The sequence below is a fragment of the Pseudomonas sp. ACN8 genome, assembly GCF_002303925.1.
Lineage (GTDB): Bacteria > Pseudomonadota > Gammaproteobacteria > Pseudomonadales > Pseudomonadaceae > Aquipseudomonas.
In genome coordinates this window covers 12682-35150 of the sequence record NZ_MRCS01000017.1, presented here as the reverse complement: position 1 = coordinate 35150, position 22469 = coordinate 12682, and the positions used below count along the sequence as shown (strand labels likewise).

Sequence of the window (22469 nt, the reverse complement as noted above, 5' to 3'; positions counted from 1 at the left end):
CGTATGGGGGCTCTGACGAAAGCTGAGATGGCGGAACGTCTGTATGAGGAGCTGGGCCTGAATAAACGGGAGGCCAAGGAATTGGTCGAACTGTTTTTTGAAGAAATCAGGCACGCTCTCGAAGACAACGAACAAGTCAAATTGTCCGGTTTCGGCAATTTCGACCTTCGGGACAAACGCCAGCGGCCTGGCCGCAATCCGAAAACGGGGGAAGAAATCCCGATCACGGCTCGCCGTGTGGTCACCTTTCGTCCAGGGCAGAAGTTGAAGGCCCGAGTTGAGGCTTATGCTGGAACCAAGTCATAACGACGAGCTCCCCGTCATCCCGGGCAAACGCTACTTCACCATTGGTGAAGTCAGCGAGCTGTGTGCGGTAAAACCGCACGTGCTGCGCTACTGGGAGCAGGAGTTTCCTCAACTCAACCCTGTCAAACGCCGCGGAAACCGCCGGTATTATCAGCGCCAGGACGTGCTGATGATCCGGCAGATCCGCGCGCTTCTTTACGATCAGGGGTTCACCATCGGCGGCGCACGCTTGCGTTTGTCTGGTGATGAAGCCAAAGACGACACCACCCAATACAAACAAATGATCCGCCAGATGATCGCCGAGCTCGAAGATGTTCTGGTGGTACTCAAGAAATAAATTCTCGCTTTTAAATACTTCCAGTTTTCAAAAGCTTGCGATATATTCTTGAGCGTTCCTCGAGGTGAGGAACAGGTTTCACGCCTAGTCGGGGCGTAGCGCAGTCCGGTAGCGCACTAGCATGGGGTGCTAGGGGTCGAGTGTTCGAATCACTCCGTCCCGACCATTATTCCTGAGTAAAATCAGACACTTAAGCCGATCAGATAGATCGGCTTTTTTGTGTCTGCGCAAAACCCGCGCAAAACTGGCGCAAAACTACCCGGTGATTTCGCTGATATTTAGGTCTGGAATCGCCTCTGACCAAATGATTTCCTCATGGTCACGCTGGTAGTTTTTGGTCATGCCTTCGCTCGCATGCCCTGCGATTTTCTGCCCATCCTTTCCGGCTTTCTTGTACAGGTGCAGTGACAACGCTCGCACTTCGTGGAAGCCCGGCATCTCTTCTTCCTTCCATCCCGCGTAGCAGTTTGCCGCCTCCCTGGCGTCCTTGAATGCTCGCGTCAAATACCGCTCTTCAATCTTCGTCCAATGGTCCTTGGTCTGTGCCTGTTTCTGTTTCAGGCGATCGGGCTTGCGGTGTACCAGGTACGGGGAAGCAGTGTCGTCACGGCAGCGGCTAATCACAGCCTGCAACTCAGGTGTCACCCGGAAGCGGATCCACGCCGCGTCACTAGCCTTCGCCGTCTTCTTCTGCACCAAGTACAGGAAGCCCTCTCGAACACCGTCGAATCGCATGTCCAGGATGTCCGTCCGGCGCTGGGCAGTGATGAGGGCGAGGTCAATTGCATTCTGTAGCCAGGCTGGCGCTTTCTCCCGGATGGCTTTCAAGCCTTCGACGGTATGGCGTTTGCGTTGTTTTTTCTCAATGCGGTTGATTGTGCTGGCCGCCGGGTTGTCTGGGCACAGGCCTTTGGCGGCAGCGTGATTCAAAACATCGATCAGCAGTGCCCGGCATTGGTTTGCCGTCCGGGGGGTGAGGGCATCCAGCATCTCCGCGACCATGCGGATCGTGATCTGGTCGACGGCCTTGCCCTCGAACTGCTTACGGAATCGCCGGAAGTGCACTGCGTACAACCCCAGAGTTCCCTTGGCCAGTTCGCGCGGTGGTAAAACTTCGCGCTCGTAGGTATCGAGGAAGCCTGCGAAAGATTCGGATGAGTTGCCCAGCACGGCGCCAATCAAGTCTGCGCCGCGCATGAACTCCAGGTTCAATTGCTTCGCGGCGTCGATGGCCTTGATGCGATCAGTACCGAACTGAAACCACTTACCGTCAGTTGGCCGGCGATAGCGATAGGTCGAGCGCCGCGCATCGAAGTACAGGTTCTGCGGAAGGCTCTTGTTCGCCTTGTTGCGCGGCCGTGGGACCATCATGCAGCTCCTTTCAATACCATCGCCACCAGGTCGTTGCCGTCCGAGCGGGTGAATGCGGTCCAGTCAACGTACCAGAGTTTTCCGATCTGCTCGCCGGGGACTATGCCGTTGCGGATATGGTTGCGAATCGCTTGGGGGCATTGTGGGGTTCCGTTCTCGCCCCAGCGCCGGCGCTGAAACTCGCTGATCTTGATCAGTTCTTTTTTCATTGGATACTCCATGCCGCGCGTGGCGGCAGAAGGTGATTGATGTTATGTAGAGAGCGCGGTCTTTGTCGGCGCTACTAATGAGCATCAATTCGGAGGTGTTAGATGGGTGAAAGTAAGTTCAGAATTGAAGGTGTCCGGGGTCAACGCATAGGTGGAAGCGTTGTTAGGGTCGAGTGCGATCCAGATGCGGATCTCCATATTTCAGATGTTTTAGGAGTTGACGTGCGGGGAGACGTTGTTCAAGTGATTTCAACGCCAGAAGAAAAAATTGCTGCCTTACTTAAGGACTTAAAACCTTTTCTTGGTGAGCTTTCCGATCAACATCGGGGCGATGTTCAAACAATTCTGGATCGACTTATAGAGGCGAAGACAGAAGATAAGCAAACGCACCTTGATGATTTGAAAGCGTTTATTTTAACGACTAGTAGTTCGGTGCTAGCTAATGTCATAGCTCCCTACTTTAACTAGCAAGTTATTGAAATTTGAGACCATATTACTATATGGCCCCTTGTGGATAAGCTGGGCCATGTAGGAGATGGCAATCATGGAGTCACCTGCTCAGCGGCGATTTCGTCTAGGAAAGATTGAGGCAGCACCGCGGCGAACTTGCCTTGCGACCACGACAGTGGCTCAGATTTGCGAATCATCTCGTTGAGCAAGTCGAACGCGGCCACCAACTGTTCGTCGCGTATTTCACCGTCCTCTGGCAGGTCATCGCAGAAAACGTCCGACGGGTCGATCTCGCGCGGCATGTTCGGCTCACAGATGCACAGGCGCAGGTCAGATAGGTTCACGTCGCCATCGAGGATGTAGTCTCGCAGGCTGTCCGAGTCGAAGAAGTAGTTGTCTCCGTCGAAGTCCACCAGCGGTTCGCCTTCCCAGTCTTTGGTAGGCATGGCCGCGAATGCTTTGGCCCTGCTGTCGGAGTGGCACTGCTCGCACCAGCTGCGCACTTCGTAGATTGGGTGGTCTGGATTTTTCTCGCAGCGGCGATGGGTTGCGCCGCAATATCTGGCCATGTGTTCATCGTTACCCCAGAAGCGACCATCTGCGCCGACCCAGCCGGTGACAGTTTGAATGCTGGCAGCGTCCAGGGATTCGTACATCACCACTTTTACTTCAGGCATGACTTCGTCCTTGCCGCTATAGCGGCTGACTTTGAAGGGGGAGGGAATTACTTGGTGTTGAGGCGGATTCCGGCGTTTTGATTAAGTTGAATACGAGCAGCACGCTGAGGCAAAGTGCCTGCACGGAAACGGAGCCTTGATATGCAATGGAATAGATTTGTAGAGCGAACCTTGTGGGCGTTATGGCTATTGGTTTTCGGTGGGGCTGGGCTTTGGGTAGTCGTTGGGTCGATCGGGTATTTCAACAAAACCGGTTGGCTCCCGAATGAAGCCTCAGCCTGGGTTCAAGCGATAGGTTCAATCCTTGCGATATTGGTAGCGGCATTAATCGCTTCTGGTGATCGGCGCTTCACGAAGAACAACATTCGAGCAAGAGAAAAAGTCGTGATTCGCGCTGTGGAAGAACGCTGCCTTAATGCGTTTGACGCTATTGGAGCTCTCAATTATCGATTGAGAAACCATTATCGGCCTATTACGCCGGACTCCCCCGCAGATGTGAGGAGGTCCCTGGAGAGGGTCGACGAGATTTTACGGGACCTAAATGCTATCGACCTCATGTCGATGCCTACTACAGAAGTGGTTGAGTGCGTTCTGAATGCCAGGGCGATTGTTCAGATGTGCCAACGGATCGCTTTAGAAGGCTGGGATCCCAGGCCCGCGGTACAGGCTCGGGAGTACAGCCCTTTAAAGGTGATGCTAGAACAGATGCAGGCTCAGATGACTAATCTAGAGCGCTGCGCAACAAGTGTTTAGGTGCCAGATCATGGGCATTCACAACCGGCTTCGGCGTGTAGGTCAGCGTGCCGTCGAGTATCGCCGCCTTGATGGCTTCAAACTCCCAGGCGTAATACTGCGATTCGACGTAGACGCGCATCCCATCGCGGTAGTCGTGCTTCTTACGCTTGATGAATGCTTCGGCGGCAGCGTGGGTGAAATGGGCGTTGACGTACTCCCAGCGATCGTCCCAGCCGGTGACGGTGTGTTCGGGTAGCTCGCCGAGCACATACCACTGATCCGACTCGTCGGCCTTCATGAACTGGCACTCGGACCAAGCCTGCATCTTTTTATTAAGCTGGCTTTTCTCGTAGCTGGACAAGCCGTCCCAGTACTCCTTCACCGAGTAGGCTACTGACTCGCCGCTGTCCCAGTACACCAGACGCTTGTCGGTGTAATCCATGTCCAGGCCGTAGACGATGCGGCGGGCCTCGACAATGAAGATGGCGGCGGCGGTGCAGTGGTCTCGGACCCGTTCACCCTTGCAGTCATAGCGCAGGCGCTGGACGAAGTCAGCCCAGGTAGCTGGATTGAGTTCGGCACCGGTCGCCAAGCTCGGTAGCGGCTCGGCCGGTTTGTTTTCTGTGAGCATGGGGCGTCCTATGCCGGGGCATGCCCGGGCTGAAGGGTAGTAAGGGATGAGCTACAGTTGAGCGTTCAGGAAAGGAGTGGCGTTATGGCTATGTATTTAGTTTCGGCAGTTCGCATCAACAAGAACGGTGAGGCAGTTGAGTTTCAATGGAACCCCGTGAGTGGCAACAACCAGGCAACAGGTCAACACGAAATCATTACTTTTGAACAGGCTGTAAACGCTATTGAGGGCGGAGCAATTCTGTACCCCCTATTTGCAAGCGGGGCCACTGGTGGGCAACTAAAAATCGAAATGGATGAAAATGGCAATCAAAAAATCGAGGTTTCAGATATTGGCTCAAACGTCACTCATACCATCAGCGATTTGCCGAAACTGAAATGAGAGTACTTTTATTTTAGGCCAGCATTAGTGCCTCGACGATTCGCTGGCCTGCAAGTGGCGGCACCGCATTGCCGGCCATGTGCATCGTCAGCCGGTGATTGTCCGGACGCTTTATGTCAGCCGGGAACGACATCGCGGCCAGTGCCTCATTTGCTGAGAGCATTCGCATCTCGTCGCCGCGGACCAGAGCCCATCGGTCGAGCGTGGTGATGGTTCCGATCGGGCGGTTGATGTCGCGCCCAGTCAGACCCGAGCCTTTGCCGTAGTAAGGCATGATGAAGTGTTCGCCGAATCGTTCTCGGCCGTTGTGCACTCGATCAAGGGTTGCCTGAGCACGACCAGGCTTCTCGATGGGTGACCAGCGGCCGCCGTTGAAGTCTAGGAAACTGGCGGCAGGCACATGCTGGCGCCGGTGCAGCTGGAGCATCAGCGGCGCCATGCTTCGGGTGCACACCAGAAACAGGGGCACGCCGAGATCGGCGCAATCCACAACATGCGGTGCGATCATGTAGCCCAGCGCAGTCATCGCCTGCGACCACGCTGGGTACAAAGTCCAGTCCGTGAACTCTTCGACATTCTCGACCAGCACTACCTCCGGCCGGTGGAACTCGGCGGCCGACACCACTGCCCAGGCTGTCGAGCGGGATGAGTCGTGCTGGGCATTACCGGACTTTTTGCCGCGGGCCTTCGAGTGGCCCTGGCAGCATGGCGATGCGAGCATAATGTCGTGGGCTGGGACCTTCGACCAATCCGCTTGGTGCAAGTCCTGGCAGATGTGAATGGCGTCCGGGTGGTTGGCGCTGTGCCACTCAACCGCGACAGGCCAGTGATTGGCAGCCCATAAAACTTCGATACCGGCATTGCGGGCACCGGTTGACCACCCGCCAAGACCGGCGAACAAATCGATTGCTGTGGGCATGGGGATACCTCGGCGGTATATTGCGATTTGAATTTATGGGGAGATAGGGATGTCGATTTGTTTGGCGATTACCGATGCGGACTGGTCGCTCACTAAAGATGTATTCACGGTGTTTGGGACGCTAGTTAGCGCCATTGGCGTTGGTCTTGCTTCTTATTTCGGTTTCGCAGGTCTCGCAACTTGGCGAAGACAGCTTAGAGGTACAGCACATCATGAGTTGGCCAGAAAAGCACTGGTCGAACTGTATAGATTTCGCGAGTCAGTAGAGCGAGCACGCTCTCCAGTGATGTTGAGCGCTGAACTTGATTATGAACTTGAAAATGCCGTCGATTTGTCTTTTGTTCAAAGAAGCCATTTGCGTAAATATGGCGGATTTCAGAAGAGGTTCGATGCAATTTTTGCTGCAAGAGCTCCTATCGAAGCAACTTTGCTTGAAAGCGAAGCTCTGTGGGGTAAGGAACTACATGAGCTTTTCAAGCCACTATTTAAACTTCAGCACGACTTCAAGGTTTATGTGGAATTCTGGTTTATGGCGTCAGATCCGCGCGAAGATGATGATTATAAGAGGGCTAATTGGGACGCCATTAAAGATAAGCCGAAACTGATTTACGACAATATGAGCGAAGAAGGTGACGAGTTTCGACAAAACTTCAATCGTTGTGTCGCAGTCATTGAGCAGTATTTAAAACCAAAACTCGCATGACCTTTATGGCTCTTCCGCTTCTGCGTAATAGGCAGGGGTTGGTCAGGCGGCCTTGCGCTGATTCAGTACCTGCTGGCGCGCAGCCTCAAACTCGCTTGCCACAATCTCGGTGGCGCCTTGGATGTGCTCGCCGTCTTCCTTCAGCTGGAACCCGAGATTGAGATAAATGGCGTCGTCATGCTTGAAGAACACGCCGCCGCTCAACCACACGCTGCCCCAGTCCACACCGAGTGCTTTCCATACGTCATCCTTGCTGATGCGATCAGGGCAGTGCTCTTGCCACAGTGCAGTCAGGCGATCGTGTTCAGCCTTGTACGCCGCTCGCGCTTCTTTCGTTGCGCCTTTCTCCGGCTTTGCCGCGTGTCGCAGGGCGCGATAGCCGTATTCGTCCGGGCGTCGCCAATGAACGTCTAAATCCCGACTGGCGCTGATCTTCACTCCACCGACATAGCTGTCACTGCCCGAATACATCGGAGAGCCTGGGCCGCCGAACACGTCCTTGAGCGCCTCGCGCTTGCGGTCAAATTCGGCGCGCTTGGCGTCCCATGCATCGATGGCGGCCAGCGCCGGCGCGGCGTTGGTTTTGTAGAAGTAGCTGCTCATGGCAATCTCCATTGCAGGCGCCGCCCTCCGTGACCGGATGCGCAGCGGAAGGTATTGTTGTGCTTGGAACCGGAAGTCCCTGGGAGGGCTAGATGTACGTCTATAGCAATAAAGAGAGAATTCGAGTCCAGCGCGGGATCTCGATTTTCATCCTGATGGTATCAACCATTTTCCTGGTCACTTCGATATACCGCTACGTCGAGTGCGGTGGGCCTGGGTATGCCATCGTCAAGGCAATTACGGGTCTTTGTGTGGGCGGTATCATGCTTCGCTTCGCAAGCAAGTAACTGGATGGCACCGCCCTCCGTGACCGGTGGTGGCAATTTGGTTTGGGTTGGGGTATTTGTGTTCGGCCCGGCATGGAGCCGGTTCAAAGGAGTGGTGATGCTTGCGCGAATTTTTGTAGGAATCGTGATCGGCTTAGTGGCCGGCCTAATCGAGGCTGGGTCGCTTTCCCTGTCGAAGCGGCAAAATCAAATTGCCGAGGCGCTTATCTTCATCGTAGGCGCAGGCTTTATAGGTGCATCCTTCATGTTTGGCGCGATCTACGGGGTGATGGCAATAGCGGAGATCGCCATCGGCTTCTACGCATTTGGCAAGCTATTCAAGAGGAACAAGACCACCCCTTAAGATTCACTCGTCGTGACAAATGCGAAGCGCTTCGCGGTTGTAGGCGAGCTCAAGTTTGCGCGACACGTTTTCGCTGATGGTGATTACGTGTCGCGGCGGGGCAAGTAGCGGAGCGGACTTTTGAGGCCCTAATTCATGTAGGCGATGAATCATCAACGTCATTGCCTCGCCCTGTTCCTCGATGCCGTGCCAGGCCATCAAATCAGCCAGCGCTTGCCGGGTGCCGGCCATGGCATGCATTCGCAACTCTTCCTCGCCGCGAGCCTTTCGTTTCGTCGCAGTCTTTGCCGATCGATCTTTCTGCGCCGCTGCCATGGGATGCCTCTTCTATGCCGCTGGCCGGCAATGCCAACCAGGTTTGTCGTTTGCGTTGTTGGACGCGAGCTATGCGGCGCATGAATTACTACCTTGGCGCGCTTTCGGGTAGTCAATGCCGTGGGCGGCAATGATTCGCTCGAACGCTTTGTTGCCGATGGCCAGCTTCCCGCAGCACTGGCGCCGGGTGATGCCCAGCTCCATGAAAGCCCTGATCCGCTCGGCATATTTCGCCTCTCTGGCATCTGCTTGCTCCTTGCGCCGCGCGTCATTCGCGCCTCCCCGGGTTGGGCGCTGGAATGTGATGCCGTGCTCTTTGGCGATGTTGTAGATAGCCTTCCTGCTGACGCCGACGGCCGCCGCAACTTCCATCTGGGTATGCGTGCTGCTCAACCCACGAACTTGATCGACCAACCTTTCGCGCGCCTGCTGGCGGGCATCTAATGCATCTGCTGGCGGGGGAGTCGCTTCAACCCGGCGCCGAACAAATGGCTTCGGTGCTGGCGGCATCTGGTTGCTGTAGCTGATCGCTTGGGTTTGTAGTTGTAGGGGGCGGCTTCTTCGATCTTGCCGCCAGCGGCCAGGTACTGCTCGACCTGGGCCGTCAGTTCGTTCGACTTGGGTCGAAGCTGCTCGACCAGATTGAGGTGGTTGCTGATCATGCTCAAGCTCCTAATCTGTGGGCTTGTGCCCGCACTTTGTCCGCGACCTCATCAACCATGCGATTCAGTTCCAGGTTGAATTGGACGAGCTCTTTGTGAAGGTTGGCGATGTACTCTTCGTCGCGGTAAATCGTCTCGACGTAGAGCTGGCATTCTTCATCTTGACGAGAATCGAACGACAAAAAGTCCCACCATTTCCGCCCAGTTACGAACATGCAGCCCTGCACCTGAGGCATGTGTTCCTCGGGCATGCCTTCGAGCCAGGTCCTGACGTGTATTGCCTCGTTGAAGGGACACTTTGACTCGGTGCCCCCGTCATCGTTGATCAGGCCGTCTGGCGAGCAGCCGAGCCAGTCGTACTTCGGGTGGACGACGAACTCTGACGGTATGACGATGTTGCCGGTCAGCATCTCGTAGGCGTCCTGAGCCTTCTGTTCTTCGGTGTGACCCCACTTTATGGAAGCGCTGCTGACGTTGTGCTTGGACTTCTTCGCCAATCGCTCGAAGCACAGTTCGCGCATGTATGACGTCAGGGCAGAAGAGTCGCGCCCATTTTTTAGTCACCAGGTAGGCAATCTGCTGCTTGGGATCTTCCGCCCAAAGTGTGGAGTTCCGCGTGCGGACCCGGGTGAGCAGAGGCTCCAGAATGTGTGGCTCGTCTTCACCCTTGAAGGTTGCCCAGACCTTAATCCCAAGGCCTTTCTCGTCGTCAAAGCTCCAGCCCGGAACACGGTACTTCTTGAACTCGCCAGTGTCCTCGTCCTTCTTGGTCCTGCTGGTGACTTCGCGCATCTTGCCGATGACGTTTTCCCAGGCGCCGAACCACTCGAAGTTCAAGCGACCCTTGACTGGAGCCTTGGCGGTGATCACTGCGTTGACGAGTTGCGCCTCATAGCTCAATGCACCGCCATTGACGATGAACGTCTTCTGCGCAACCGCAAAGGCTAGTGTGAGCAACACATCCAGCTCGCCATTGGTAGTGGCGAGCACTTAGGGGTCGATATCTGACACGCCTTGATGATTCCTGACGCCGACAATCGGGTGAGTTCCTGTCACCTTTGAAGCGGCGCGGAGATCGACGATGGCTATCAGTGTTTTTGACTTGTTCAAGATTGGAGTCGGCCCCTCCAGCTCCCATACCGTCGGCCCGATGCGTGCCGGGGCTCTGTTTGTCGAGGCCTTGCGCGAACGGGAAATGCTGGCGCAAGTGCAGCGTATCGAAGTGCGGTTGTATGGTTCGCTGTCGGCCACGGGTATCGGCCATGGCACCGATAAAGCGGTGATCATGGGGTTGATGGGGGAGTGGCCGGATAAAGTCGACCCGCTGCTGATCGAGCCACGCTTGCTGGATCTGCGCGAGACACAATGCCTGCTATTGGCCGGCGAGTTCCGTGTGCCTTTTATCTGGCAGCGGGACATGCGACTGCTGGATGAAAACCTGTCATACCATCCCAACGCCATGACCTTGAGCGCATTTGCCGAGGATCAACCGCTGTTGTGCGAAACCTACTACTCCATCGGCGGTGGCTTTGTCGTAGATCAACAGCAAGCCGCCAGTGGCCGGCTCGATCGGGATCAGAGCGAACTGCCCTACGACTTCGGCACTGCCGCGCAGATGCTGAGCCAGTGCAAGGCTCATGGGCTACGTATTTCCCAGCTGATGCTGGCCAATGAGCGGGTATGGCGCAGTGAAGAAGACATCCGCCACGGGCTGGCGCAGATCTGGCAGGCGATGCGCAATTGCGTGGACGCGGGCCTGCGGCATGAAGGTGTCTTGCCCGGAGGATTGAATGTGCAGCGCCGCGCGGCGCGTCTGCACCGCAGCCTGCTGGAAATCGGCAAACCCAATGTCATCGGATCGACCTTGAGCGCCATGGAGTGGGTGAATCTGTTTGCCCTGGCAGTCAATGAAGAAAACGCTGCCGGCGGGCGTATGGTGACCGCCCCCACGAACGGAGCGGCAGGGATTATTCCGGCGGTATTGCAGTACTACATGAAGTTCTGCCCCGAAGCCAAGGACAGCGACGTCGTGGACTATTTCCTCGCTGCTGCCGCGGTGGGCATTTTGTGCAAACGCAACGCTTCGATTTCCGGAGCGGAAGTAGGGTGTCAGGGCGAAGTCGGCTCGGCTTGCGCAATGGCTGCTGCGGGCTTGGCGGAAATCCTCGGAGCCAGTCCCGAGCAAGTGGAAAACGCTGCGGAAATTGGCCTGGAACACAACCTCGGACTGACCTGCGATCCCGTCGGGGGCCTGGTGCAGGTACCGTGCATTGAGCGCAACGCTATTGCGGCGGTGAAAGCGATCAATGCTGCGCAGATGGCTTTGCGCGGTGACGGAACACACTTCATTTCTCTTGACCGGGTCATCCGCACCATGCGCGATACCGGTGCCGACATGCATGACAAATACAAAGAGACCTCCCGTGGCGGGCTGGCGGTCAGCTCCATCGAGTGCTGAGTTACCTTGACCAACGGGGGAGTGGAACATGCTGCAACTGACCGAGTCTGGCCGGCCACAACCGCCGGTGCTGCGTATTGGTTTCTGGTTGATGGAAGCCTTCGATTTGTATGCCCTTGCCAATGCGCTGGAGCCATTGCGCCTGGCCAATCAGTTGGCGGGGTGCAATGTTTGCCAATGGCAAATGCTTAGCCTGGACGGACAGCAACTGAACGCCAGCAACGGCATCGCAACCGCCACTGCACGACTGGATCAGGCACAAATGTTCGATATATTGATCCTCTGCGGTGGGGATAACCTGCATCTTCAAACCGAAAATCCAGACTTGCTCCAGCAGCTGAACCACTGGGCGAGGCAACCGATCAGCCTGGGGGCGTTGGGTAAGGCCGGTTGGCTGCTGGCGCAGATTGGCGCGCTGGATGGTTTCCGCTGCAGTTTGCCTGAGCCCACCCCATCACCGACCTTTGCTGCTTTGCGCGGGTTGACGCCGGTAGCAGCACCGTTCTGTGTCGATCGCCAACGTCTGACCTGCGTCGGCCCACAGGCCGTTCAAGGCTTGATGCACGAGCTTCTCGCCCGGACCCACGGTCGTGGTCTGATACTGCGGATGGAAAAACATGCAGCACGCCAGGCCCGGCCGCTACTTCCCCTGCATGACGCCCCGGAAAAACTTCAAGCAACACTGGCATTGATGAGCGAGCATTTGCGCCGAACGCTGGGGATCGACGAACTGGCCGACACCATGGGCATTTCCCGGCGACATCTGGAACGGCTGTTCAAGCGCAGCCTGGGTTGTTCGCCGTCCCGACACTACCTGGACTTGCGGCTGCAACAGGCGCGCCAGTTGTTGCGGGCCGGTGAACATGCTTTGTCAGATGTCGCCGGGGAGTGCGGTTTCGTCTCGTTGCAACATTTCTTGCGCTGCTATCGCCAATACTTCGGAGCGCACCCTCGCGATCATATGGGCGCGAGCTTGCTCACGAAGGCGCAGAATCAGCGGGTAGCAATGTTGAACACACCGGCCACATCGCGAGCAAGCACGCTCGCGCACTGACTGCGTTGCCAATGCCTCCGCCAAGCGGCTTTTATTGCGCTTGCCGGGGGCATTTTTGTTTCTGCCGGGGGACTCGGGGACCCGATTCGCAGACAGCGGGTATGACCAACTACAGGTCGGATTCGCACAAAAAACCTCACCTTGCATCTGTTCGAATGATCTTCAGCGGCCCGCCAGATTGGCGCCTTCTGTTGCTCAATCACTGACAAGGATAAATGACATGCAAATGCCGAAAACCATCCAGATCAAGAACGGCGAAAAAGTGAACCCGACGTTCTCGGTTCAGGAATATGCCAACCGCCAGGCCAAATTGCGGGCTTATCTGGCGCAGAACAATATTGACGCGGCAGTCTTCACGTCTTATCACAACATCAACTACTACAGCGATTTCCTGTACTGCTCCTTCGGGCGTCAGTACGCGCTGGTCGTGACCCAGGACAGCGCCGTGACCATCAGCGCCAACATTGATGGCGGTCAGCCATGGCGCCGTACCGTCGGCACCGAAAACATCGTCTACACCGACTGGCAGCGCGACAATTACTTCGTCGCGATCCAGCAAGCCTTGCCCAAGGCCGGGCGCATCGGCATCGAATTCGACCATCTGAACTTGCTCAATCGCGACAAACTCGCCAGCCGCTATCCGCAGGCTGAGCTGGTGGATATCGCCGCACCGTGCATGCGTATGCGCATGATCAAGTCCGCCGAAGAACACGCGATCATCCGTCATGGCGCACGCATCGCGGACATCGGCGGTGCGGCCATCGTCGAAGCCTTGCGTGATCAGGTGCCAGAATACGAAGTAGCCCTGCATGCCACTCAGGCGATGGTGCGCGAAATTGCCCGCACTTTCCCGGATTCCGAACTGATGGACACCTGGACCTGGTTCCAGTCCGGTATCAACACCGATGGTGCACATAACCCGGTCACGTCGCGCAAGGTCAACAAGGGCGACATCCTCAGCCTTAACTGCTTCCCGATGATTGCCGGTTACTACACCGCACTGGAACGTACCTTGTTCCTGGACCACTGCTCCGATGAGCATCTGCGCTTATGGGAAGTTAACGTCAAAGTGCACGAGGCCGGTCTGAAGCTGATCAAGCCAGGCATGCGCTGCTGCGATATCGCGCTGCAATTGAACGAGATTTTCCTGGAGCACGATCTGCTGCAATACCGCACCTTCGGCTACGGCCACTCCTTCGGTACGCTGAGCCATTACTACGGACGCGAAGCCGGGTTGGAATTGCGCGAAGACATCGACACCGTACTGGAACCAGGGATGGTGGTGTCCATCGAGCCGATGATCATGCTGCCCGAAGGCCTTCCAGGTGCCGGCGGTTATCGTGAGCACGACATCCTGATCGTCAACGAGCAGGGCGGGGAAAACATCACCCAATTCCCATATGGCCCGGAACACAACATCATCAAGAAGTAAGACCCCGCGCCGCACAGTGAACCTGTGCGGCGTTTCTTTTTGAGGAATGGTTGTGTACTAGCGAAAAAATAACGTATGCACGCTAAAAAACGCGCAGCATCTACTGAACCTTAACCCTGCCAAGTAAAACAATAGAGGGTTTTGTCATGTTCTACGCCTCGACTCTTCGTTTCGATCACCACACCTCTGACACCGGAGGTGCCCAATGAGCACCCAAAGCGCAAGCCTGACGCCGACCCTGGCGCAGAAACTTGAACAGACCGCCGAGCGCAAGGCCCTGCGGCGCGCGGCCAGTGCCAGCTTCATGGGCAATTTCGTCGAGTGGTTCGACTATGCGGCCTACGGCTATCTGGCAACCGTCATCGCGCTCACGTTTTTTCCGCAAACCGACAAGACGACCGCGCTACTGGCGACGTTCGCCGTGTTTGCGCTGTCGTTTATCGTCCGCCCGCTGGGGGGACTGGTCTGGGGTCACTTCGGTGACAAATACGGGCGGCGTAGTGCGCTGTCCTGGTCGATTCTGATCATGTCGATCTCGACCTTCTGTATCGGCATCCTGCCGACCTACAACCATATCGGCCTGTGGGCACCGGCCTTGCTGTTGTTGATTCGCTTGTTCCAGGGTTTCTCCGCTTCAGGTGAATACGCCGGGGCATCGGCCTTTCTCGCCGAGTATGCGCCCGAGGGTAAACGCGGTTTGTACACCAGCATTGTCCCGGCGAGTACGGCGGCTGGTTTGCTCTTCGGCGCGGTCTTTGTCGCCGGCCTGCATGCGTGGATGAGTGTCGAGGATCTGCACAGCTGGGGCTGGCGTTTACCCTTCCTGCTGGCAGCGCCATTTGGGCTGGTGGGGCGCTACATCCGCATGAGTCTGCAAGACACACCCAAGTTCCTGGAGATGGAAAAACGCCTTGAAGCAAAGGAATGCGCAACCCACGCTCCGGTTCGCGAATTGCTGACCGTGCACCGACGCAGTGTGATGATCGGGATCGGCGCGACCTGCCTGAATGCGGTAGCGTTCTACTTGTTGCTCAGCTACATGCCAACCTACCTGTCCACCGAAATGGGCATGAGCGAAAGTGATTCGTTCCTGGCGTCCACGGTATCGCTGGCGACCTACATCGGGCTGATCTTTCTGATGGGCAAACTGTCGGATCGGTTCGGGCGCAAAACCATGCTGCTGACCGCTTCAGTATTGTTCCTGGCGCTGACATTTCCGCTGTTCGGGATGTTGGAGAATCAACCGCTGATGGTGATTCTGATGATCCAGATTGCTTTCGGCGCGATCCTGGCGATGAACGACGGCACCTTGCCGTGTTTCCTCGCCGAGATATTTCCCACCCGCGTCCGCTTCAGTGGTTTCGCCTTCAGCTTCAACATCGCCAACGCGGTGTTTGGCGGCACCGCGCCGTTTATCGCGACCTGGCTGATTCAACTGACCGGCAACAAAATGGCCCCGGCCTGGTATCTGCTGGCGGCAGCGGCGGTGGCATTGATTGCCATGCTGGCGAGCCGGGAAACGGCGCATAAGGCGTTGCAGGACTGACAGACTGAGGTGTCCTCGAGGATGACTTCGCGAGCAGGCTTGCTCCCACAAGGGATCTTTAGCGGACACACATTCTGTGTTCACTAAAGATAAATGTAGGAGCAAGCCTGCTCGCGAAGAGGCCATTCCAGCTGACATCAATGTTGAATGCCAACCTGCCAATCAATGCACCGCCGCTACTTGCTTGCGCTCACCCATCGGCGATACGCCAAAGAAACGGCTGTAGCATTTGGAGAAGTGCGCCGGGGAAACGAAGCCGCAGGCGAGGGCGATATCACGTACCTGCGATTCGCTGCGCAGCAATAATTGACGCGCCCGTGCGAGGCGCAATTCCAGGTAGTACTGACTCGGCGTGCGCTGCAGATGCTTGTGAAACAGGCGTTCGAGCTGGCGCACCGACACCTCGTTCAACCGCGCGAGTTCCTCAAGGCCCACCGGCTCCTCGAGATTGGCTTCCATGATCGCCACCATCTGGCTGAGCTTGGGCTGCGAGGTACCCAGCTTTTGCCGCAATGGCACTCGCTGTTGTTCCTGTGCATTGCGTACCCGATCACACAACAACAACTCGGCCGCATGGGCTGCGATATCGCGACCACCAGGTTCGCGGGCAATCAGCTGCAGGGTCATGTCCATGGAGGCCACGCCACCGGAGCAGGTGTAGCGATCACGGTCCAGCTCGAACAACTGGTTGGAAATGATGATCCCCGGAAAACGCTCCTTCAGTGCTTCAATATCTTCCCAGTGAATCGTGCAGCGATAGCCCTTGAGCAGATCGGCGCGCGCCAACAAGTGGCTGCCGGTGCAGATCCCGCCCAGTGGTACCTGATCATGCGCCAGCTTGCGTAGCCAATTGAGCAGTGGTCGGCTGCCGTGATTGGAGACGATCGGGTTTGATCCGACAACGAACAGCATGTCGAGTTTGGGTGCATCGGTGATGGTATGGTCAGGCAGGATGCGCATGCCGTTGCTGGCCGTCACCGGCTCCAGGCTGGCGGCGATGATGACCGTGCGGAACATCGGTTTGCGTGCGGCCAGATTGGCCATGCGCAGTGTTTCCACGGCGGAGGCGAAGCCGATGGTGGTGAAGTTGGGGATGACCAGAAAACCCACGGTTTTCACCGGTCGTTGTTCATTCGCCGAACGTCCTGCGGCGGGTTTCGCCACCTGGAGTTTCGCCATTATTAACGCTCCTCAACTGCATCAGTGACATGCACCGCGGCAAGCTGCCGACACGGGCAACGTCATCTCGTTTTTATGATTGTAAGCCCTGTTTACAGGCTTCAGGATTTTACACGGTGTGTCCGGTCAATAGACCGTGACGAAAGGATTATGCACGCAAGATGTCATGAGTCTCGATTGGCTGGAGGGGTGTAGAAAACGTGGGGAGCAAGGCATGAGTGATCAACAAAAAAACCGGCCAGCTCCGTGGTGGAGAGCGGCCGGAAAGAGGTGAACGAGGATGAGTGTTGCTATCGGGGATAGCGCTTCAAGCGTTTTCGGTTCGTGCGATGTCGACGGCTTGCACTGTCTTCTTCCTGGAGTTGAAGATTGCGCCCATACAGACGATGGACAGTGTCAGCGCACCCGTCGCAACCACTTCCATGCGATGCTGCGGCAAGATCAGCATGACCACCAGGATGCTCAAGATGCAGGCAATGACCAGGTAGCTGAGCCAGGGGAAAAACCACATCTTGAACGCGATCGGTTGCCGCGAAGCATTCATTTTCTTGCGCAGTACCAGTTGCGAAACAGCGATGACCAGATAGACCAGCAGCGCAACGGCACCGGAGCTGGCCAGGAGGAAGGAGAAGACTTCGTTGGGTGCAAAGTAATTGAGTGCCGTGGTCAGAAAACCGACCGCTGTGCTGGCCAGCACAGCGATATAAGGCACCCCTGAAGACGACGTTTTCTGCAGTACTCGAGGACCATCACCGCGTTTGCTCAGGGAGTAGACCATGCGTGACGCGGTATAGATGGCTGAGTTGAGGCAGCTGGCTACAGCAATCAGCACGACGATATCGACGATCATTTTCGCGTGTGGAATGTTCATCAACTCGAGCGCCCTCTGATAAGAGCCGACTTCCATGAGCATGGGGTCGTTCCAGGGGACGATGGAGATGATGAGGAATACCGAGACGATATAGAAAATCCCCATTCGCCAGACGACGGAGTTGGTCGCGCGGGTGATCTGTTTGGAGGGGTTTTGCGATTCGGCAGCGGCAATGGTGACGATTTCCGTGCCCATGAAGCTGAACACGGTGGTGAGCATCGCGCCGATGACGGCGGTCATGCCATTGGGCATGAAACCACCGAACTCATGACTTAGTTGAACGACCCCACTCACCGTCGTATCCGGTAATCCGCCCACCAGGGCAAGTGCGCCAAGCGCGATAAACCCCAGAACCGCGATGACTTTGAGCATGGCGAACCAGAACTCGAACTCCCCGTACCGGGCGACACTGAACAGGTTGGTCAATGTCAGCAGGCCTGTGACCGCTATGGCGAACTCCCAGGTCTGAATGGCGGGAAACCAGGCGTGCAAGATGGCGGCAGCGGCGATGGCTTCAATCGGAATGACCAGTACCCAGAACCACCAGTACAGCCAGCCGATGGTGAAGCCGGCGCTGCGTCCCATCGCCCGCTCGGCGTAGGTCGAAAACGATCCTGTATCGGGCGACGCTACGGCCATCTCTCCCAGCATGCGCATCACCAGCACGACCAGGGTGCCGGAAAAAATGTACGCCAGGATGGCGGCCGGCCCCGCCGAGGCGATGGCGTGTCCTGAACCGATGAACAGGCCGGCGCCAATGGCACCGGCAATGGACAGCATGGTGACGTGACGCTGCTTGAGGCCTGGGGCCAAGGTTGAGCTGCTGGACATGAGACTTACCCTTTTTATTTTACTTGGGGAGGGTGAAGCAATAACCGTGAGTACTCGTTTCGGCACGTCCGTGTGTTCTTCAGGTGTCCAAATCAAAAGCCTCGCGCACAGCGGCGCTGATGCCAGAGACACAGACTTCCAGAATCAGCTCGCCTTTCTCGCGACTGGATCCTTTAGGGGATGACAATGTTCCGCAGGCTGGCGTGCGCTCGGGAATGATGGGAAAGACGTCGTAAGGCGCGAAGGTGGCGGGCGGATGGTCGACAGCACGACTCAGATCGACCTTGTCGGGGTGCAGGGCCAGCATCAAAGAGGTTTCGAAAATACCGCCATGCTCGATATCCCAGCCCAGGAATCCCTCGGGATACAACTTTTCGATGACGGCAGGATCGTTGACGAAGTCCCAATAGGACAGCACAACGACCTTGAAGTCGTTGATGCCACCGTAGCGAAGCTCCCGAAGGGCAAGGTCTATGCCCTCGACAATGAACATCGAGTTTTCAAAGTGCCCATTCATCATCACCAGTTTGCGTGCGCCATGGCGGGCAAGTTCTCTGATGATGTCCTGCACGGTATGGGTCAGCGTGGCTCCATCGAGGCTGGTTGTTCCCGGGAAGTGGTTGCCGCCGCCTGATTTCTGCTGAGACTTGTAGCCATAGGCGAGGGCAGGCAAGACCAGGCCGCTGACATTCTGCGCTACCGCTTTGCATATCGCGGTAGGCAGCAGCACATCGACTTCCATGCACATGTGATGTCCATGCTGTTCCAGTGCACCGACGGGCAGAAAGATTGGGCTGCCGGCAGCGACCTTCTCTGCATACGCAGGCCAGGTGAGTTCTCCAATAACGACACTGTTGTTCATCTATACAGCCTCTGAAAGCGTTTGACCGTTGGTCATTTTTAACCGGTGGTTGGGGGCGTTTGCCTATCGTCTGGCCGACCTTCCAGATTGCAGGAATCGAAGGCGGCGCATGAATCAATTCGATCAGAGGGGGAGGGTGCAGAATTGTCTAAATCCGACCCGTAAATGACAAATCACCCTCTGATTTGTCATTTCTGTCCGGTTATCGGATTAAGGCTCGTCGCTTTTGCGTGAGAAGGGGCATGAGTCGGATCTGACAAAGTCCAGGTCGAGCGCGCACAAAAACGGGTGATGGCGACCTGCTGCAATGCATCCAGCCAGCGAATGATGCCGTGGTTGGCAGCGATAGCAGGCAGCAGGCAAGAGCAAAAGGATGAGACGGACAGGAGCACTTTTCATCTGAGCCACTTTCCATCACCAGGCGAGACAATAATGACAAATCGCATCGACCTTTCACGCCGTACATTCCTCAAGACCACCAGCATTCTGGCAGGCACCGCCGCGCTTTCTGGTTTGCTGCCCTTGAGAAGCTTCGCCGCAGCGGAAAAAGAACTGGTCATACTCGCATGGGCCGGACACGCAGAGCCGGACATCGTCGCTGATTTCGAGCGCCAATATGGGGTCAAGGTCCGGGCCAAGTACTACACCGGCGGCGACAACATGCTGGGGTTGATCTCACAGTCCCCGCCGGGCACTTTCGACCTGATTCTGTCCGATGCCGAATATGTCCAGCAACTCAATGCCGCCGAGTACATCGAGCAACTTGACCCCGCTGACTACCCCTTCGATGACTTCTACCCGGAGTTCCAGCATTTCCCCGGCCACTGGCAGGGGGACAAGCTCTACTCGGTCCTGATTCGCTTTGGCTTCCTCGGCATCGCCTACAACACCCAACTCGTTCCCGAAGCCAAGGTGCACAGCTATGACGTGTTCTGGGACGAAAGCCTCAAGGGCAAGGTTGGACACTTCGACTGGCACCTGCCGAATCTCGGACAGATCAGCTTGATGAATGGCAACGCGCGCCCGTACGACATCGATACCGCGCACTGGCAAACGGTGCAGCAGAAGATGATGAGCTTGCGTGCGCAAATCGGCGGTTTCTTCGATTACGGCGGAACCTTTTCTTCACTGAAAAATGGTCAGATCCATGCCATGTGCGGCATCGGCGACTGGATCACCGGTGTCTTGCAACGTGCCGGCGCACCGGTGAAAACCGTATTGCCGAAGGAGGGCGGGTTGCAATGGACGGAGTCTTACTGCATCGCTAAAAAAGCCCACAGCCCGGAGCTGGCGAAGAAGTTCATCCAATACATCACTTCACCTGAAGGCCAGGTCAAGTCGGCGAAGATGGCCGCTTATCCAGCGCTGATCCCGAGCAAAAAGGGCTGGGAACTGCTGAACCAGACCGATCCCGCCGAGGCGAAGCGCCAGGGCATGCTGCTCGGTCAGCGCAACGTCATGGATGACATACGCGATGGTCGTATCAAGTACCGCGAACTCCCGGTCCGGCAGAGTCTGGATGAGTGGAATGACTTCTGGTCGCAATACAAGGGTGCTTGACGAGACGAGTGGAGGTGGTCGCTATGATTTCAGACAAGTTGAAGACTTCACCGTCGGTACTCTCCGGTAATGCAGGTGCCCGAACAGAGCGCCGTTCAAGGAGGGTGTGGCGCTTGCCCTGGTTTGGCCTCTGTTTCTCGATGCCTATCCTGATCTGGCAATTGATTTTCTTCGTATTTCCGCTGGCATTTCTGGTGGCCATCAGTTTTTGGCTTGTACGTAACTTCAGGATGGTGCCGACGTTCGAGTGGCAAAACTGGAGCTACATGCTCAGCCGCGGCTTCTTTTGGGATGCTTACGCCCATACACTCGCCATGGCGGCGGGTGCCACTGTGCTGGTCAGCCTGGTGGCCTTTCCCTGCGCTTATACGATCGCCTTCAAATTCCGCGAGTCGGCAAAGCAGTTGCTGGTGTTGCTGCTGGTCACTCCGTTCTTCACCAGCTATCTGGTGCGCACCTATTCATGGCAGGTGTTCCTCAGCGATAACGGCATCTTCAATGCAGCGCTCGGTCTGCTTGGGCTGGAGCCGTTTGCCATGCTCAATACAGCGTTCGGTACTTACATTGGCTACTTCACGCTGTGTCTGCCATTGGTGGTTTTGCTGCAACTGTTCAGCTTGATGTACATCGATCGTTCGTTGATTGAGGCCGCGCACAACCTCGGCTGCGGACGATTGCGAACGGTGCTGCTGGTGGTGGTGCCGTCGGCGCGGATCGGCATCGTGGTTGCGGCGCTGTTCTGCTTCATCCTGACCTTCGGCGACTTTGTCAGCCCGCTCTACCTGGGGGGTGGTCAGCCGCCGACCTTGAGTACGCTGATTACTGACACCACCAAGTCCGGCCAGCAATGGCCACGCGCGGCGGTGATCGCAACGATGATGATTGTGACGTTGCTCATCGCGGCTTTTGGTGCGGTTCGCTTCGCTTACCGGAGGCGCGCATGAACGAGCATCGGCTGATTAACTTCTTGCTTCGCAGCTTTGTCGTACTGGTGTTCCTCTTCATCTTTTTGCCGATTGCCGGCAGCTTCGTGTTCTCGTTCAACATTGACCGTTTCCCTTCCTTGCCGCTGGGCGGCTTCAGCCTGCACTGGTACGAGATGATCGCCAGCGATCCGGCGGTCTGGCAGGCATTCAGGAACAGCCTGACGGTGGGTGTGGTCGTGTCGCTGGTCTCAACTCTGCTTGGGTTTACGGCGGCTTACACAGACTTTCGTTACCCGTTCTTCGGCAAGTCGATCTACATGGCGCTTGCGCTACTGCCGCCCACCATTCCGGTGGTGATCATGGGGCTGGCGATGCTGGCCTTCCTGTCGCGGGTCGGACTTTCCGGCGAGATCTACGCGGTGATGATCAGCCATATCGTGATGTGCGCACCGTTCGCAATGGCGGTCATCAGGATGCGCCTGGCGCAGATGGATCCGAACATTGAGGCGGCGGCCTGGAACCTGGGGGCCAATCAATGGAAGGCCATGCGTTATGTGATCCTGCCATTCACGGCGCCGAGCATTTTCGCCGCGCTGTTCGTGACCATGGCCGTTTCCTTCGATGAGTTCGCTGTCGCCTGGTTCGTGTCGGGGCTTAACGAAACGGTGCCCTTGCGCATCCTCAATACGCTGCAAGGACAGGTGAGCCCGACCATCAACGCAATCGGCACCATCGTCTTTATCACGACCATGACCCTGGTGATCCTCGCGCAACTGCTGTTGATGCGGCGGCGTAAGCCCGCCAGTGCCTGATACCAACCT

At 56.6% G+C, this 22469-nt stretch carries 26 protein-coding genes, 1 tRNA gene and 2 pseudogenes; 15 read left to right on the top strand and 14 right to left on the bottom strand.

What is annotated here, in order from left to right; all coding sequences use genetic code 11:
• Nucleotides 1-3: 3 nt before the first annotated feature.
• The 3 genes from ihfA (at nucleotide 4) to BSF44_RS11670 (ending at nucleotide 809) form a co-directional block, all read left to right on the top strand.
• A complete protein-coding gene (gene ihfA / locus BSF44_RS11680; protein WP_002553164.1) occupies nucleotides 4-306 on the top strand; it encodes an integration host factor subunit alpha in 303 nt (100 codons plus the stop codon).
• Nucleotides 287-643 carry a MerR family transcriptional regulator gene (locus BSF44_RS11675; RefSeq protein WP_003179985.1) on the top strand — a complete coding sequence of 119 codons (357 nt, stop codon included), beginning with the start codon at nucleotides 287-289 and terminating at the stop codon, nucleotides 641-643. The genes ihfA and BSF44_RS11675 overlap by 20 nt, the downstream gene beginning before the upstream one ends.
• Nucleotides 644-732: 89 nt before the next feature.
• Nucleotides 733-809 (top strand) — tRNA-Pro (locus tag BSF44_RS11670).
• Nucleotides 810-898: 89 nt separating this feature from the next.
• Here the strand turns inward: BSF44_RS11670 and BSF44_RS11665 are convergent.
• Nucleotides 899-2011, bottom strand: a complete 1113-nt coding sequence (locus BSF44_RS11665) for a phage integrase Arm DNA-binding domain-containing protein (RefSeq protein WP_095943641.1) — start codon at nucleotides 2009-2011, stop codon at nucleotides 899-901.
• Nucleotides 2011-2223 carry a hypothetical protein gene (locus tag BSF44_RS11660; RefSeq protein WP_095943640.1) on the bottom strand — a complete coding sequence of 71 codons (213 nt, stop codon included), beginning with the start codon at nucleotides 2221-2223 and terminating at the stop codon, nucleotides 2011-2013. Before BSF44_RS11660 ends, BSF44_RS11665 begins: the two co-directional genes overlap by 1 nt.
• A 102-nt stretch (nucleotides 2224-2325) precedes the next feature.
• Here BSF44_RS11660 and BSF44_RS11655 point away from each other — a divergent pair, with 102 nt between their 5' ends.
• A complete protein-coding gene (locus BSF44_RS11655; protein ID WP_095943639.1) occupies nucleotides 2326-2691 on the top strand; it encodes a hypothetical protein in 366 nt (121 codons plus the stop codon).
• A 74-nt stretch (nucleotides 2692-2765) separates the two neighbouring features.
• On the opposite strand, the gene BSF44_RS11650 is transcribed toward BSF44_RS11655, so the two are convergent.
• On the bottom strand, nucleotides 2766-3350 hold the full coding sequence (locus tag BSF44_RS11650) for a hypothetical protein (protein ID WP_095943638.1): 585 nt from the start codon (nucleotides 3348-3350) through the stop codon (nucleotides 2766-2768).
• A gap of 721 nt (nucleotides 3351-4071) precedes the next feature.
• Nucleotides 4072-4716, bottom strand: a complete 645-nt coding sequence (locus BSF44_RS11640) for a hypothetical protein (protein WP_095943636.1) — start codon at nucleotides 4714-4716, stop codon at nucleotides 4072-4074.
• A gap of 84 nt (nucleotides 4717-4800) precedes the next feature.
• Between BSF44_RS11640 and BSF44_RS11635 the strand changes: the two genes are divergently transcribed.
• The gene (locus tag BSF44_RS11635; RefSeq protein ID WP_095943635.1) at nucleotides 4801-5097 is read left to right on the top strand and encodes a hypothetical protein; all 297 of its coding nucleotides are present in this window, start codon (nucleotides 4801-4803) and stop codon (nucleotides 5095-5097) included.
• A 13-nt stretch (nucleotides 5098-5110) separates the two neighbouring features.
• Here the strand turns inward: BSF44_RS11635 and BSF44_RS11630 are convergent, their stop codons facing one another.
• On the bottom strand, nucleotides 5111-6016 hold the full coding sequence (locus BSF44_RS11630; protein WP_095943634.1) for a DNA cytosine methyltransferase: 906 nt from the start codon (nucleotides 6014-6016) through the stop codon (nucleotides 5111-5113).
• A gap of 49 nt (nucleotides 6017-6065) precedes the next feature.
• Between BSF44_RS11630 and BSF44_RS11625 the strand changes: the two genes are divergently transcribed.
• Entirely contained in the window at nucleotides 6066-6719 is a 654-nt protein-coding gene (locus tag BSF44_RS11625; protein WP_095943633.1) for a hypothetical protein, read from the top strand.
• Between the two features lie 42 nt (nucleotides 6720-6761).
• Here BSF44_RS11625 and BSF44_RS11620 read toward each other — a convergent pair whose 3' ends face one another.
• A complete protein-coding gene (locus BSF44_RS11620; RefSeq protein ID WP_095943632.1) occupies nucleotides 6762-7322 on the bottom strand; it encodes a hypothetical protein in 561 nt (186 codons plus the stop codon).
• Between the two features lie 291 nt (nucleotides 7323-7613).
• Between BSF44_RS11620 and BSF44_RS11610 the strand changes: the two genes are divergently transcribed.
• A complete protein-coding gene (locus BSF44_RS11610; RefSeq protein WP_256589059.1) occupies nucleotides 7614-7952 on the top strand; it encodes a hypothetical protein in 339 nt (112 codons plus the stop codon).
• Nucleotides 7953-7955: 3 nt separating this feature from the next.
• Here the strand turns inward: BSF44_RS11610 and BSF44_RS11605 are convergent, their stop codons facing one another.
• Complete coding sequence (locus BSF44_RS11605; RefSeq protein ID WP_095943630.1) at nucleotides 7956-8267, bottom strand: hypothetical protein; 312 nt, start codon at nucleotides 8265-8267, stop codon at nucleotides 7956-7958.
• Between the two features lie 93 nt (nucleotides 8268-8360).
• Here BSF44_RS11605 and BSF44_RS30665 point away from each other — a divergent pair, with 93 nt between their 5' ends.
• Complete coding sequence (locus tag BSF44_RS30665) at nucleotides 8361-8711, top strand: hypothetical protein (protein WP_172435338.1); 351 nt, start codon at nucleotides 8361-8363, stop codon at nucleotides 8709-8711.
• Here BSF44_RS30665 and BSF44_RS30660 read toward each other — a convergent pair.
• The 4 genes and pseudogenes from BSF44_RS30660 to BSF44_RS11585 all read right to left on the bottom strand — a co-directional run.
• Entirely contained in the window at nucleotides 8708-8929 is a 222-nt protein-coding gene (locus tag BSF44_RS30660; RefSeq protein ID WP_095943628.1) for a hypothetical protein, read from the bottom strand. The genes BSF44_RS30665 and BSF44_RS30660 overlap by 4 nt on opposite strands.
• A gap of 2 nt (nucleotides 8930-8931) precedes the next feature.
• Nucleotides 8932-9180: a hypothetical protein gene (locus BSF44_RS30655; protein ID WP_256589061.1), complete on the bottom strand. Its 249-nt coding sequence runs from the start codon at nucleotides 9178-9180 to the stop codon at nucleotides 8932-8934.
• A 6-nt stretch (nucleotides 9181-9186) separates the two neighbouring features.
• A pseudogene (locus BSF44_RS30650) lies at nucleotides 9187-9450 on the bottom strand (YqaJ viral recombinase family protein); the annotation flags it as partial.
• Nucleotides 9451-9499: 49 nt separating this feature from the next.
• Nucleotides 9500-9799 (bottom strand): annotated as a pseudogene (locus BSF44_RS11585) (recombinase RecT); the annotation flags it as partial.
• Between the two features lie 211 nt (nucleotides 9800-10010).
• Here BSF44_RS11585 and BSF44_RS11580 point away from each other — a divergent pair.
• The 4 genes from BSF44_RS11580 to BSF44_RS11565 all read left to right on the top strand — a co-directional run bounded on the left by BSF44_RS11580 (nucleotide 10011) and on the right by BSF44_RS11565 (nucleotide 15419).
• Nucleotides 10011-11387 (top strand): L-serine ammonia-lyase, encoded by a 1377-nt coding sequence (locus tag BSF44_RS11580; protein ID WP_095943627.1) that lies wholly within the window; start codon nucleotides 10011-10013, stop codon nucleotides 11385-11387.
• A 28-nt stretch (nucleotides 11388-11415) separates the two neighbouring features.
• Nucleotides 11416-12441, top strand: coding sequence for a GlxA family transcriptional regulator (locus tag BSF44_RS11575; protein ID WP_095943626.1), 1026 nt, complete (start codon nucleotides 11416-11418; stop codon nucleotides 12439-12441).
• 220 nt (nucleotides 12442-12661) lie between these two features.
• Entirely contained in the window at nucleotides 12662-13873 is a 1212-nt protein-coding gene (locus BSF44_RS11570) for a M24 family metallopeptidase (protein WP_095943625.1), read from the top strand.
• 205 nt (nucleotides 13874-14078) lie between these two features.
• On the top strand, nucleotides 14079-15419 hold the full coding sequence (locus BSF44_RS11565) for an MFS transporter (RefSeq protein ID WP_095943624.1): 1341 nt from the start codon (nucleotides 14079-14081) through the stop codon (nucleotides 15417-15419).
• Nucleotides 15420-15581: 162 nt separating this feature from the next.
• Here BSF44_RS11565 and BSF44_RS11560 read toward each other — a convergent pair whose 3' ends face one another.
• The 3 genes from BSF44_RS11560 to BSF44_RS11550 form a co-directional block, all read right to left on the bottom strand.
• A complete protein-coding gene (locus BSF44_RS11560; protein ID WP_095943623.1) occupies nucleotides 15582-16598 on the bottom strand; it encodes a GlxA family transcriptional regulator in 1017 nt (338 codons plus the stop codon).
• A 307-nt stretch (nucleotides 16599-16905) separates the two neighbouring features.
• Complete coding sequence (gene gabP, locus BSF44_RS11555; protein ID WP_095943622.1) at nucleotides 16906-18300, bottom strand: GABA permease; 1395 nt, start codon at nucleotides 18298-18300, stop codon at nucleotides 16906-16908.
• Between the two features lie 79 nt (nucleotides 18301-18379).
• Nucleotides 18380-19162 carry a creatininase gene (locus BSF44_RS11550; protein ID WP_095943621.1) on the bottom strand — a complete coding sequence of 261 codons (783 nt, stop codon included), beginning with the start codon at nucleotides 19160-19162 and terminating at the stop codon, nucleotides 18380-18382.
• 432 nt (nucleotides 19163-19594) lie between these two features.
• On the opposite strand from BSF44_RS11550, the gene BSF44_RS11545 reads away from it, so the two are divergent.
• The 3 genes from BSF44_RS11545 to BSF44_RS11535 are packed head-to-tail and all read left to right on the top strand — an operon-like array spanning nucleotide 19595 to nucleotide 22460.
• On the top strand, nucleotides 19595-20722 hold the full coding sequence (locus tag BSF44_RS11545; protein WP_095943620.1) for an extracellular solute-binding protein: 1128 nt from the start codon (nucleotides 19595-19597) through the stop codon (nucleotides 20720-20722).
• A 23-nt stretch (nucleotides 20723-20745) separates the two neighbouring features.
• Nucleotides 20746-21666, top strand: coding sequence for an ABC transporter permease (locus tag BSF44_RS11540; RefSeq protein WP_095943619.1), 921 nt, complete (start codon nucleotides 20746-20748; stop codon nucleotides 21664-21666).
• Nucleotides 21663-22460, top strand: coding sequence for an ABC transporter permease (locus BSF44_RS11535; RefSeq protein WP_095943618.1), 798 nt, complete (start codon nucleotides 21663-21665; stop codon nucleotides 22458-22460). Before BSF44_RS11540 ends, BSF44_RS11535 begins: the two co-directional genes overlap by 4 nt.
• Nucleotides 22461-22469: the final 9 nt, after the last annotated feature.

Coding starts and splice junctions, on each gene's coding strand:
- ihfA (WP_002553164.1), top strand. CDS start 4: ATGGGGGCTCTGACGAAAGCTGAGATGGCGGAACGTCTGTATGAGGAG.
- BSF44_RS11675 (WP_003179985.1), top strand. CDS start 287: ATGCTGGAACCAAGTCATAACGACGAGCTCCCCGTCATCCCGGGCAAA.
- BSF44_RS11665 (WP_095943641.1), bottom strand. CDS start 2,011: ATGGTCCCACGGCCGCGCAACAAGGCGAACAAGAGCCTTCCGCAGAAC.
- BSF44_RS11660 (WP_095943640.1), bottom strand. CDS start 2,223: ATGAAAAAAGAACTGATCAAGATCAGCGAGTTTCAGCGCCGGCGCTGG.
- BSF44_RS11655 (WP_095943639.1), top strand. CDS start 2,326: ATGGGTGAAAGTAAGTTCAGAATTGAAGGTGTCCGGGGTCAACGCATA.
- BSF44_RS11650 (WP_095943638.1), bottom strand. CDS start 3,350: ATGCCTGAAGTAAAAGTGGTGATGTACGAATCCCTGGACGCTGCCAGC.
- BSF44_RS11640 (WP_095943636.1), bottom strand. CDS start 4,716: ATGCTCACAGAAAACAAACCGGCCGAGCCGCTACCGAGCTTGGCGACC.
- BSF44_RS11635 (WP_095943635.1), top strand. CDS start 4,801: ATGGCTATGTATTTAGTTTCGGCAGTTCGCATCAACAAGAACGGTGAG.
- BSF44_RS11630 (WP_095943634.1), bottom strand. CDS start 6,016: ATGCCCACAGCAATCGATTTGTTCGCCGGTCTTGGCGGGTGGTCAACC.
- BSF44_RS11625 (WP_095943633.1), top strand. CDS start 6,066: ATGTCGATTTGTTTGGCGATTACCGATGCGGACTGGTCGCTCACTAAA.
- BSF44_RS11620 (WP_095943632.1), bottom strand. CDS start 7,322: ATGAGCAGCTACTTCTACAAAACCAACGCCGCGCCGGCGCTGGCCGCC.
- BSF44_RS11610 (WP_256589059.1), top strand. CDS start 7,614: ATGGCACCGCCCTCCGTGACCGGTGGTGGCAATTTGGTTTGGGTTGGG.
- BSF44_RS11605 (WP_095943630.1), bottom strand. CDS start 8,267: ATGGCAGCGGCGCAGAAAGATCGATCGGCAAAGACTGCGACGAAACGA.
- BSF44_RS30660 (WP_095943628.1), bottom strand. CDS start 8,929: ATGATCAGCAACCACCTCAATCTGGTCGAGCAGCTTCGACCCAAGTCG.
- BSF44_RS30655 (WP_256589061.1), bottom strand. CDS start 9,180: ATGCCCGAGGAACACATGCCTCAGGTGCAGGGCTGCATGTTCGTAACT.
- BSF44_RS11580 (WP_095943627.1), top strand. CDS start 10,011: ATGGCTATCAGTGTTTTTGACTTGTTCAAGATTGGAGTCGGCCCCTCC.
- BSF44_RS11575 (WP_095943626.1), top strand. CDS start 11,416: ATGCTGCAACTGACCGAGTCTGGCCGGCCACAACCGCCGGTGCTGCGT.
- BSF44_RS11570 (WP_095943625.1), top strand. CDS start 12,662: ATGCAAATGCCGAAAACCATCCAGATCAAGAACGGCGAAAAAGTGAAC.
- BSF44_RS11565 (WP_095943624.1), top strand. CDS start 14,079: ATGAGCACCCAAAGCGCAAGCCTGACGCCGACCCTGGCGCAGAAACTT.
- BSF44_RS11560 (WP_095943623.1), bottom strand. CDS start 16,598: ATGGCGAAACTCCAGGTGGCGAAACCCGCCGCAGGACGTTCGGCGAAT.
- gabP (WP_095943622.1), bottom strand. CDS start 18,300: ATGTCCAGCAGCTCAACCTTGGCCCCAGGCCTCAAGCAGCGTCACGTC.
- BSF44_RS11550 (WP_095943621.1), bottom strand. CDS start 19,162: ATGAACAACAGTGTCGTTATTGGAGAACTCACCTGGCCTGCGTATGCA.
- BSF44_RS11545 (WP_095943620.1), top strand. CDS start 19,595: ATGACAAATCGCATCGACCTTTCACGCCGTACATTCCTCAAGACCACC.
- BSF44_RS11540 (WP_095943619.1), top strand. CDS start 20,746: ATGATTTCAGACAAGTTGAAGACTTCACCGTCGGTACTCTCCGGTAAT.
- BSF44_RS11535 (WP_095943618.1), top strand. CDS start 21,663: ATGAACGAGCATCGGCTGATTAACTTCTTGCTTCGCAGCTTTGTCGTA.